This window comes from Roseivirga pacifica, from assembly GCF_900111145.1.
GTDB classification, from domain to species: Bacteria; Bacteroidota; Bacteroidia; order Cytophagales; family Cyclobacteriaceae; genus Roseivirga; species Roseivirga pacifica.
Genome location: NZ_FOIR01000005.1, coordinates 163,855 through 175,676 on the forward strand (window position 1 = coordinate 163,855; position 11,822 = coordinate 175,676).

Here is an 11,822-nt window from a genome sequence, read left to right on the forward strand (position 1 = left end):
TCTAAACCCCTGAATCCAACTCTTCCATGGCCTCTAACCTTTGTAGCAATGGTGGGTGCGAATAATTGACAAACACGTAAGCAGGATGCGGTGTAAGGTTGCTCAAGCTAGTTACAGACAGCTTCTTTAAGGCTTCCATCAAAGGTTTAGCAGCATAGGTGTTTACAGCAAATGCATCAGCCTCGAACTCGTTTTTTCGGCTCAGGACATTCATAAACAAACCGGTAATTCTAGAAATAGGTGTGTACAACAAGGCGAAAGCAATAAAGTTAAGGTGTAGTGCCAACTGTTCGCCACCCAAAGCCAAGCTCAATTGCTCGTTAAAAATTAATAGCGACATAATAAAAAGCGTAAACCCCATTTGGGCCAAGCCCAAAACCATAGACAGCACAATGTGCTTCTTTTTATAATGCCCTACCTCATGCGCAAGCACTGATACCAATTCCTCTGTGCTGTGTTTTTCTATCAATGTATCGTAAAGCACAATTTTCTTCTTCTTGCCAAAACCAGAAAGGAAAGCATTCGCTTTGGTAGACCTTTTTGAACCATCAATTACGAAAATATTGTCAAGCGGAAAATCAACTCCTTGAGCATATTCATTGATGGCATTTTTCAGTTCACCATTTTCCAATGGTTTTAATTTATTGAAAAGCGGAAGTATGATAGAGGTATAAAACAAGTTCATAAAAACCATAAAGCCGCCAATTAAAGCCAAGGCATAGAGCCAAAAGTTTTCACCCAACTGCAACACCAGCCACAGCAAAGCATAACCTAGTAAACCACCGATAATTACGGCCAACAAATAGCCTTTGAGCTTATCTATAAAAAAGGTTTTGAGCGTAGTTTTGTTAAAACCGAATTTCTCCTCGATTACGAAAGTACTGTAGTATGAAAAAGGAAAGTTCACCAAGTCGGAAAGCACGAAAAGCGCACCAAAAAAGGCCAAAGAAAGCCAAATTGGATCTGTAATGTAAGCCCGTAAAAAGGTATCGAGCCAGCCAAAACCGCCTAAAGCTAATACCAGCACTGAAACCAAGGTGCTAAAAGCCGAAGTTATAAAGGAGAAACGAGACCTTGCCTTTTGATAAGCCTGCGATCGCGCATACTCATCATCATCGTACAAACCCTTTAGCTTATCAGGAACCGCGGTTTTAGAATGCTTAAAATTGAGATAATCGAGTGTTTGGTCGATCAAATAATCGAGCAGCACAATGCCCAACAACAGGTATAAAAACTGCTGTGCTTCCATAGGCTAACAATTTAATTAATTTTTAGGGCAAGGAATTTTCCAACGGTCTCTTGGCACCCTATGATGTTTCGTGAAATCTAAGAAGTAAGTCATTGAAAACTCGTGTGCACCACCAGTTTCAATGCCCAGCTCTGAAATAGTATAGTCGTAGCTATAGCCAATATTAAAATCGTTGGTGGTAACACCCAATGTAAAGACAAGCGCCTCATTGTTCGGAAAGCCTTCGAACTGCTTAAATGGCAACCCACGATACTGAACACCAAAATTGATGGGCTCCAAATATAAATAACCGCCAAAATCTAACTGACTAAACTCTCCCTGCTGCTTGTATTGAAAAACAGGTGTAAAGCTTCTTTCCTTATAAGTATAAGTAAGGTCTTTTCGTAGCGGCCCTTGACCAATAGTAATTTTATAACCACCATGAATTGTCAACCTTCTTGGTAATGGGCTATCGCCATCAATTAAAGATTGATTCGGCTCTGTAATATGCTGCACCGCAGCACCTACAAACAACCTAGGGCTATAAAGCACACCACCCACACTTATATCTACAAAGCTGGTTCTTAAGTCACTATTTACAACGGAAGGATCGGTTACCGTAGGATCTATTGCACCGCTAACAGGGTCGATCTGATTGGCAAAAACGAGGTCTTGAAAACCAGCATTTCTACTAAAAAAGTTGAATTGAACCCCTGGCCTAAAAACCAGATAATCATTCAACTTCAATTGGTAGGCATAGCTCAGACCAAAATTTGTAGAATTAAGTCCGGCAGAACCTTCCTTATCAGTTGTTACAATTACACCAATACCACTGGTTATGCTCTCCAAGTAATGGTCGGCATAAAAAGAAAAAGTATTGAAAGATGCCTGAAGATTGGGCCACTGGTTTCTGTAATTAACACCAAAACGGGTATAGCCCGAAGCCCCAGTAAATGCAGGGTTAATATATAGCGGAGCCGCATAGAACTGAGAGAACTGAGGATCTTGTGCCTTCAATTCGTTTGCTTGCGCCAGTACAAATAGTGCAGTTAGTAGAATTAACGCCTTACGCATATACATGATTAACATTTAAACGCATCCTCACCCTCACTCTATATAAATTGTGTGTTATATTTCAGCGACAAGACTAGACTACGTTTCTACAAAGAAGTTTTCCGTTATCTTTAGAGCTTTACTAAGAAGCGCTGAATATAATAAAAACTCCACTAATGGCGTAATAGGGTAAAACTATTTACCAAATGTAAAATATATAAAGAGCATAGCGTAGTGCGCAATAACCACATCCTTTTATCATTACTTTTTACCTTGGTTTGCTTTGCAGGCTATGGGCAAGATTACACCAGACATAATTGGCATTTCTCTGGTAACGATCGCGCTTTGGTTTTTGGCAAAGAAACTGACACCGAGGCAATTATTGACTTGGGCAAACAAGCTCAAAACAATATTGGCGAGAAACTTACTGTAACCGACCCGACATCTGGCGACCTTATATTCTATTCCGATGGCGTGAATATTTTTGATGCCACGCATCAGATCATGCCGAATGGCAACAGCATCTTCTCCGATGCTAACGGAATTCAGGCCATGGCCAGTAGCCCGGTACCGGGACCTGCCTCAATTGGACTTTACTATATTTTCCACAGAGATGCATCGGGGCAAGTTTTTTATACCATTGTAAACGCGAACACACAAGGCAATAGACCTGCAGGCCCACCTTCAGGGGCGGTTGTTGCATCACAAAAAAACCAGCCTACCGGTATTATGGCCAGAGGCGATGGCATGTTGGTTATTCCTTCTGCTGATATGCAAACCTTTTGGTTGGTAACCCAGCAAGTTGGCGGTGGAATGTTCGAAATATTTGAAATACCACAACAAGGAGGCATATTCAATAGTGTTGGAGTACTTAACCTTACCAATTCAATAACCGCTGCTCATTTGGCTTTTCACCCTGCAACGGGTCAAATAGCCGTTACACCTTCTTCGGAAAGCAACATCCAAATACTTCAGTTTAACGAAGCCGCTCCAGAGCTCACTCACGACAGAGCCATTTTAAATTCATTTGCGTTTGGCGAAACATTTGGCGGTTCGGCTGGGTGGTCTTTTAGCGGTGACCATCTTTATTTTTCAAGAAATTCAGGTAGCGAAGGTAGCCTTTACCGATTCAACCTGGCCGACACTTCTTCTACAGTTGCGGTGCAAGAAGTTTTGGATGCTCCTGTAGCAGAAAGCCTGAGTTTGCTTTTGGCACCAGACAGCACCATTTACCACCTTTACAAAGAAACAGCATCAGGCAGTACACTCCTTTCAAGAATCGACCAGGCCGATAGTGCATTAAATTTGGTAAACTACGAATCAGCATTATTTGATGGCGCAGATTTCAACTCTGATTACTTCGCCAACTTTAGCCCGCACGAAGGCATTATGCCGGTTATAGAAGCCTTTGTTTCAGAAGACCCATTGTGTATGAACAACCCCGTTCAATTTTACGCAATCTTCACACCTTCTACCGCCATACCAACTTCTTTTCAGTGGGACTTTCAGCCCCAAGGGATAATATCTAACCAGCAATCACCAATTATGACTTTTGAGGAAGCTGGCCCAGTAATGGCTTCCGTAACGGTAGAAATAAATGGCAGAACTTACAACTCCAATGTTGTTACCGCCAACATTGAGCAGAACGACTTACAAGTTTCTTTACCAGATACAACTATTTGTCCGGGAGAAACCCTAGAACTGGATGCCGAGCCACAGCAAGGTGGCCAAGGCCAACAAGGAGGTGCCACTGGCGGTCCTTACACATACCTATGGAGCACAGGCGAAACCACCTCTTCTATCGAAGTAGATGAAGCTGGAGATTACTGGGTAGTAGTAACTCCACAAACAGGCTGCCCTGTTTATGGCACTGGCAGGGTACAGATTTATGGCGAAGAGAACAACGTAGCCAACATTTGGTACTTTGGAAATGGAGCCGGAATTGACTTTAATGAAGAAGAAGGACTCCCCGATCCTCCGCGGAGTATAGACAGTCCGCATGCTATGAATGCTCCTGCGGGCACTTCCACAATTTCCGATGCCAATGGCGATGTACTCTTCTATTCAGACGGCAATACCGTATGGAACAGAGAGCATGGGGAAATGCCAAACGGCACTGAAATTGGAGGCGACACCCTCTCTACAAACTCAGTGATTATCATTCCTTTTGTTGATGATGAAACGCTCTACTACCTATTTACCACCGAGCAAGTTTATGGCGACAACACTTTCGAATTGAAATACAGTGTGGTAGACATGAAGGAGGATGATGGCAGAGGCGATGTTGTACTGAAAGATGTAGTACTTTACTCAAAAGCAACTGAAAAACTGGCTGCCTTTGAAGGTGGAAACGGGTTCTGGTTAATGTCGCATGAATACGGAAACAACACTTTTAGGGCTTACCCAATTACTGGTGAAGGAATTGGCGCTCCGGTACTTTCTTCGGCAGGCCGAGTGCATTCATTTAATGACCCTTTAAGTGGCCAAGCAGGAATGAAGTTCTCTGCTGATGGGGTCAGAATTGCCACTGCATTAATAGAAGGCACAGAAGACTACATAGAAGTTTTTGAGTTTGACCAAACCACAGGTGAGGTAACAGAACTTGCATTCGACTTTGATTTAAATGAAGGCGACCCAGGCAATGACGAGGTATATGATGTACATTTCTCGAATGGCGGAAATAAAATTTTCGCTACCATGAACCAACGAAATGGCGGTTCTCCTGGCGGAAGAATCATAGAATACAGAATAGATTCAGCTTCAACAGAAACCACGCGCTTAGACTCAAGGGCAGTGATTTCAACCAACTCAGGATTGAACGTAAACTTTGGGCAAATTCAGACTGGCCCTGACGGACAACTTTATGTTGCTGTAGAAACACCGGGCAACCCTGCTGGTTCGGCATTTGTAAGCTCAATTATAGCCAATGAGGATACTGCTTCAGTTTCTTCACTCAACCCGCAAGCCGTTGCGCTTACAACAGGATATTCAAGACTCGGTTTACCAAATTTTGTGCAAAACATGGCCTCACCACTAGAGGAGCCAAGCATGTCGGCCCCTGAATTGGTCTGCGTAGAAGAGCGCGTGGAGCTGGCAGGTACTGGCACCAGCGATATTGATGTATTTAACTGGTCCATTACCAGCCAAGACGATAATTCAACGGTGTTTAGTGCCGAAGGGCAAGACACCGCTTATGTGTTCCCTCAAGGACAAAGTGGCCTTTTCAACATTAGTCTCAATATTTCTAACCGATGCGGTTTTGACACCACACTGGTACAGGCGATTGAAGTACACGATATTCCTGCTCCGCCAACCGTTCCACAAGCTGTTTCGGTATGCGAGGGTGAAACAACATCATTAGATGCTATTGAAGGAGAACCAGACAACCCTGACCTTTCTTTTGAATGGACAGATAGCCAAGGTAATGTGGTGAGCACCACGCGGAATTTTGAAATTACTACACCGGAGATCTATACGGTTACTGTAACCAATATTGCAGGTTGTAGCAGTAGTGCAGAAATATTTGCAGGGCCACCGTTTGAGATAGAGCTCCCCGATGACCAAGTAATCTGTCAGGACGCATCGCTAACCTTAGATCCGCAAGTGAATGCGGACAACTACCAGTGGACGATCATAAACCCAGACAATTCCACTACGCAGTTACCAAACCAAAGAACAGCCACTGTGGATAGTTCTACCCCTGGTATTTACCAGTACGTGGTATCTATTGAAGATCCAATTACTCCGGGCTGTTTTGTGAATGACACCACACAGGTTACGGTAAATCCTTTGGCACAAATAGTATTGAACGGCACCACTGATGAAGCTTGCGGAGCAAGTGATGGCGCCTTTGAGTTTAGTATTTCCACCACTGGAAGCTACTCTTATGTAGTAACTGGCACAAGTAGCGGACAGGTAGATAGCGGAAGCACAACTGGGCCTGCCGGACCAATTACAGTGAGTGGATTGGCAGCAGATGTATATGCTGTACAAGTAACGGACAACGCAGCAGGTTGTTCCAATACCCTTAACGACATACAGATAAACAGTGATTCACCTGGCTTTTCTATTGTTAATGCCACTCCTAGCGATGCCACTTGTAACAGTCCAACAGGATCAATTTTGGTAGAACTAGATACCGATGTTTTCCCTATTGACTTCACCCTTAGCCCTACTAGTGGCGGAAGCCCGGTTACTGGCACAGGCGTAACAGCTATTGTAGGAACAACTAACTTCGAAATTAGCGGAGTAAGCGAAGGCACTTATACCTTACAAGTTACATCGAACGCATCTTGTACAGAATCATTTGCCAACGACATAAGCGTTGACCAACCAGATGACATTGATGACTTGGTGATTAATGGAGCAACAGAAATTTGCTCTCCAAACCCTCAAACAACATTAATAGCCAGCTCTTCTAACGGCAACTCATATACTTACACTTGGACAACACCTAGTGGTGGCACACAAACAGGGCCATCTATTACTGCTACAGAATCTGGTACTTACGCTGTAACTGCCGATGGAGCAGGCTTCTGCCCTGGTACAGAAACAGTAGACGTTATTCTTACAGTTCAGCCTGTGGTTGATATAGTTGTTGATGGTGATCCTTGTGAAGGCCAAGTTAACCTAGAGGCTAACATTACAAACTCACAACCGAACACCAACTACATTTATAACTGGGTAAATAATGCTGGAGAATCGGTAGGCAACACAAGGGTAATTACTATAAATGAAAGTGATACCTACAATGTAACTGTGCGTGCTGAAGGCGATTTGACATGCCCAGCAACGGCTAATGAAACCGTTACTATTCCAGAAGAACTAGAGGCTACAGTTTCATCTACTCCAGCTTGTGACGATGGCTCTCCAATTGAACTAAGCGTTGACATACTTTCGGGTAATCCAACATCCATTAGCTGGACACGAGACGGCCAACAAGTTGGCACCTCACAACCTGGTCAGCCGTTTGTTGTGAACGATGCAGGTGCTTACACCGCAACCATTAGCGATGGTATTTGCAGTATAGAAAGAAGTATTAACATTACGCGTCAGCGTATTCCTGAAGGCGAATTACCAGATGTAGACTATTATTGTTCAACCAGAAGTGACAACCCTGTACTACTTGCTGGCCAAGGCTTTGCATCGTACGAATGGATGCTTGATGGCGCTCCTTATCCGCAAGGCGGGCAATATTTAACAGTAGATGGGCCAGGGGAATATGTAGTGACCATGACTACAGCTATTGGCTGTGTTCAAACCGATACAGTGCTAATTATTGAAAGCTGTGACCCTAAGATTATTGCACCAAACGCTTTCGCTCCAACGAGTCCGGCACCAAACAATACCTTCTCTGTATTCCCTAACGATTTTGTGGATCAGTTTGAGATTTTCATTTACTCACGTTGGGGAGAGTTGATCTACCAAAGCAACCTGCTAGACTTTAAGTGGGACGGCACTTTCAACGGGGAGTTGGTTCCACTTGGCACTTACCCTTATGTGCTTCGCTTTACTTCTAGGTTCGAGCCTGAGAAAGGAACTTTCGAGCAGCATGGCGCTGTAACAGTAATAAGGTAGAAAGAAATAGACACCGCAAATTCGATTTCAAATTCCACCTGAAGAATTGTGAATTTGAATTATGGAAGGAAAGTCTTTCGCAACCCCACTACTGAATAAAAAATATTTTTCTCACAAAAAAATAATCATAAGATTTAAAACAAAAAACGGCAACATTCTCATGCTGCCGTTTTTTGTTTTAAAGGTTAAAAACTTTTTTAATCGTGAATTTCGTCTTGCTGTGCCATAATTTTTATATTATATGAATATATACATTATAATCCAATTAATGATCCTTCTTCTTTAACCAAATTCCGTACTTAAAGTTCCCTTCTTTCAATACTGATCTATCTGTATAACGTTTACTTTTCAATCTAGTATAACCAGACAAGCCATGTTTAGAAAGTATTCTTAACTCCAAATACTGAGAATCCTTGTTCCACTTCTTCTTTAAGTCTTCGTAGGTTACAAATATATGAGCATATCTCGCATTTTTAAACCCCCTTATCGAATTCATACAGGGTATATCTAGAACCTCCTCCCTCTTCAGCCTAATTTTCTCCGTCCTAACACTATATGTTCCATCTCCATCACCATATCTAGTAACTAAGTTGAGTTCTATCTTATTTTCTATAAGGTTTGTGAAAGTCCAGTTAACTGCCTTGAATTTATACTGAACAATTTCTTTACCAAATTCATCAAAAACAGGTTTGCACTCTTCTCCATCACCCTCCATCAAAGTTTCGAACAAAATAATTTTTGACAACCTCAATCTAGGCCTAAAGAGGGTTAAGAATAAAAGAAAAATAAAAGATGTAGCAGTAGAAACTACAATCGCTTGAGGCCAATCAACTTCATTTAAAAAATCAAACACTGTATATATTTATCGTATAAACCCTGAGTTTAATAAATTAAACAGAATAAATCTAGCTAATTACTCCCTATTCACCAATAACACTCCGCAAACCCACTTCACATACCTTTAGCAAAAAACAATTCTACATTTTACTAGAAATTGAACCTTCAAAAAAACGCTAGCATCAAAAAAGCCACCTCTCGGTGGCTTTTACATTTCATCAAATAGACTCTCTTAATCCTCCAATGCAGCTACGCCCGGAAGTGTTTTGCCTTCCATGTACTCAAGCAAAGCACCGCCACCGGTAGAAACGTAAGAAACATCTTCTCCGTAGCCAAGCGTATTCACTGCCGCAGCAGAATCACCTCCACCAATTAGCGAGAAGGCACCACCTTTAGTGGCTTCCACAATTGCCTCAGCTACCGCCTTGGTTCCGTTGGCAAAGTTCTCCATCTCGAACACGCCCATTGGCCCGTTCCAAAGTATGGTTTTAGATTCCTTAACTGTTTTAGAAAAAACTTCCGCAGCCTGAGGCCCAATATCTAAGCCCATCCAGCCATCTTCAATGGCGTTGTTCATGGCCACTTTAGTATTCGCATCGTTGCTGAATGCATCTGCAATCACAGAATCTATTGGCAATTCAAGGTTCACGCCTAACTCTTTCGCTTTTTTGATTAGCGTATTAGCCAGCTCTAATTTGTCTTCTTCAACCAAAGAGCTACCAATGCTTCCGCCCATTGCTTTGAAGAAAGTGTAAGCCATTCCACCACCAATGATCAGGTTATCTACGCGCTCCAAAAGCTGCTCAATAATCAAAATCTTATCGGAGATCTTTGCACCACCCATAATAGCAGTTAGCGGCTTCTCACCAGACTCTAACACCTTTTTGGCGTTATCCAATTCAGCCTGCATTACAAAACCACAGCCCTTTTCTTGGAAGAATTGCGCAATGATTGAAGTTGAAGCGTGAGCCCTGTGCGCTGTACCAAAAGCATCGTTAATGTAGATATCGCCATGCTTGGCAAGCTTTTCGGCAAAGTCTTTATCGCCAGCAGTTTCTTCTTTGTAAAAACGAAGGTTCTCCAACAATAGCACCTCACCGCCTTTTAAGCCAGCAGAAAGCTCATAAGCTTGTTCGCCAATACAGTCGGTTCCAAATTTCACTTCGGTACCAAACACTTCAGAAAGGTGTGGCACAAGGTGTTTCAAAGAGAATTTTTCTTCTGGCCCTTCTTTTGGGCGCCCCAAGTGGGACATTAGCACAACAGCACCGCCATCTTCAAGAATTTTCTTGATGGTAGGCGTAGCCGCTTTAATGCGGGTATCATCAGTAATTTCAAAGTCTGCATTTAAGGGCACATTAAAATCTACCCTAATCAGGGCTCTTTTGCCCTTAAATTCAAAATCGTTTATGGTCTTCATGTGTTAAGATTTGACAGTCGCTCTCTTAATTCTATCATTTATCGCTCGCCCCAATCCTTCATTGGGTACAAATTGCGTAATGATGGTATGAATTTGAGGTTTTTGATCGAGAATCCTAAGTCCTGAAAACAGATTCTTAGCAGCCTCGGCCATATCGCCCGATCTACTCAGTACAAACTGATTTTCAAGGGGCAGAAAATCATATGGTTGATCAAAAACCAGCGATCCAAATTCAGAAAAATCCGTGATGTCTTTCAGGTTAATGTCATCAAACAACACAATCGTTTTCGATGGCGCATAATGGCTCTTGAGCATACCCGGAGCCGAAGGCTTAGAGCTAGAGTGAATAGCCACCTCCACAGGCCCAACCACCTCTTCTATATCTTCTACCGAAAGTCCGCCTAAACGTAACACTTTGGGTACCTCATTTTCAAAACTCACGATGGTAGACTCAATACCCACGGTACATTCACCTCCATCCAAAATATAATCTATCTTTTCGCCCAACTGGTTATTTACATGCTCTGCAGTGGTTGGGCTTACGTAGCCAAAAGGGTTAGCGCTTGGCGCAGCTAAAGGAAAATTCAGGTTTTCCAACAAGGCCAAAGCCACCGGGTGCTTGGGCATTCTTATGGCCACGGTATTCAGTCCGGAGGTAACCAAGTCGGGAATAATAGGCCGTTTCTCCAGCAACAAGGTCAAAGGCCCAGGCCAGTAAGCATCAGCAAGTAGCTTGGCCTTTTGAGGTATTTCAGCTACAAAGCCTTCTACCTTTTCAAGCGAATTGGTATGTACAATTAGCGGATCGAAAGATGGGCGCTGCTTGGCTTCAAAAATACCATGAACAGCATCCAAGTTAAGTGCATTACCAGCCAACCCATACACAGTTTCGGTTGGCATGGCCACTAAACCTCCATTGTTCAAAACTTCGCTGGCAAGCGCAATATCGTCTCCAATCTTTGCCACTATTGCATGCAATTTTCACCAATCACAGGATCAATACCTTCTACCCCTAGCGACTGGGCAGTAAACAATGCACTACAGCCTTCACCAATATTGTTTCGGGCTATTTCAGCCAAACCTAACCAGTAGTGCGCCTCGCCATTCTCGTGCTGCAATTCTATCACCTTATTAAAGCTATAGATCGCATCTTCCGGATTGTTAATCCTCAGTTCGGCCTTGCCTTTATTTAAAAGTACCAAAGGGCTATTTGGCTGAATATTTAGCGCAAATTCAAAGTCAAAAAGTGCACGATCAAATTCTTGGTATTTATAAAGAATTGCCCCTCTGTTCAAATACAGGTCAACCACATCGGGCTGTAATTCAATGGCGTAGTCATAGTCTAACATCGCCTCCTGATCCTTCTCTAACATGCGGTAGGCATTCCCTCTATTAAAGAATGCCTTGTAATTAGTGGTATCAGCATTAATTGCTTCAGAGAGCGTTTCAACACTTTCTTCTACATTTCCTAGTCTTAATAGGGCTACCCCTTTTGCGTTTAGCGCATCGTAGTTGTATGGCTCATGCTCAAGTACTTTGTTAAAAGATTTTATGGCCTCAGGATAATTCTCACTATCCATAAAATTACGCCCTTCTTGCACCAATTCTTCAATATTTGGGGCACAGGCTGAAAGGCCAATAATTGACACAAAAACCGCTAGGAATAAATTCTTTCTCCGCATATCCTTTGTTTAGGCAGCAAAGATA

7 protein-coding genes are annotated in these 11,822 nt (G+C 42.7%); 1 reads left to right on the plus strand and 6 read right to left on the minus strand.

All coding sequences use genetic code 11. The features are described 5' to 3' along the window. Position 1 precedes the first annotated feature (1 nt). Together BMW98_RS19455 and BMW98_RS19460 are read right to left on the minus strand one after the other, a co-directional pair. Positions 2-1,249: a M48 family metallopeptidase gene (locus BMW98_RS19455; protein WP_090261030.1), complete on the minus strand. Its 1,248-nt coding sequence runs from the start codon at positions 1,247-1,249 to the stop codon at positions 2-4. Positions 1,250-1,264: 15 nt separating this feature from the next. Beyond that, entirely contained in the window at positions 1,265-2,302 is a 1,038-nt protein-coding gene (locus BMW98_RS19460; protein ID WP_162844623.1) for a PorP/SprF family type IX secretion system membrane protein, read from the minus strand. 213 nt (positions 2,303-2,515) lie between these two features. Between BMW98_RS19460 and BMW98_RS19465 the strand changes: the two genes are divergently transcribed. Then, positions 2,516-7,858, plus strand: coding sequence for a T9SS type B sorting domain-containing protein (locus BMW98_RS19465; protein WP_090261034.1), 5,343 nt, complete (start codon positions 2,516-2,518; stop codon positions 7,856-7,858). A gap of 265 nt (positions 7,859-8,123) precedes the next feature. Here BMW98_RS19465 and BMW98_RS19470 read toward each other — a convergent pair whose 3' ends face one another. The 4 genes from BMW98_RS19470 to BMW98_RS19485 all read right to left on the minus strand — a co-directional run bounded on the left by BMW98_RS19470 (position 8,124) and on the right by BMW98_RS19485 (position 11,797). Next, entirely contained in the window at positions 8,124-8,711 is a 588-nt protein-coding gene (locus BMW98_RS19470; protein WP_090261036.1) for a hypothetical protein, read from the minus strand. Positions 8,712-8,927: 216 nt separating this feature from the next. Then, positions 8,928-10,115 (minus strand): phosphoglycerate kinase, encoded by a 1,188-nt coding sequence (locus BMW98_RS19475; RefSeq protein WP_090261038.1) that lies wholly within the window; start codon positions 10,113-10,115, stop codon positions 8,928-8,930. Positions 10,116-10,118: 3 nt separating this feature from the next. Further along, a complete protein-coding gene (locus BMW98_RS19480) occupies positions 10,119-11,081 on the minus strand; it encodes an L-threonylcarbamoyladenylate synthase (protein ID WP_090261040.1) in 963 nt (320 codons plus the stop codon). After that, a complete protein-coding gene (locus tag BMW98_RS19485) occupies positions 11,081-11,797 on the minus strand; it encodes a tetratricopeptide repeat protein (RefSeq protein ID WP_090261041.1) in 717 nt (238 codons plus the stop codon). Before BMW98_RS19485 ends, BMW98_RS19480 begins: the two co-directional genes overlap by 1 nt. Between the last annotated feature and the right edge of the window lie 25 nt (positions 11,798-11,822).

Excerpts from the sequence above, each read along its gene's own strand:
- BMW98_RS19455 (WP_090261030.1), bottom strand. The coding sequence starts at position 1,249 with ATGGAAGCACAGCAGTTTTTATACCTGTTGTTGGGCATTGTGCTGCTC.
- BMW98_RS19460 (WP_162844623.1), bottom strand. The coding sequence starts at position 2,302 with ATGCGTAAGGCGTTAATTCTACTAACTGCACTATTTGTACTGGCGCAA.
- BMW98_RS19475 (WP_090261038.1), bottom strand. The coding sequence starts at position 10,115 with ATGAAGACCATAAACGATTTTGAATTTAAGGGCAAAAGAGCCCTGATT.
- BMW98_RS19485 (WP_090261041.1), bottom strand. The coding sequence starts at position 11,797 with ATGCGGAGAAAGAATTTATTCCTAGCGGTTTTTGTGTCAATTATTGGC.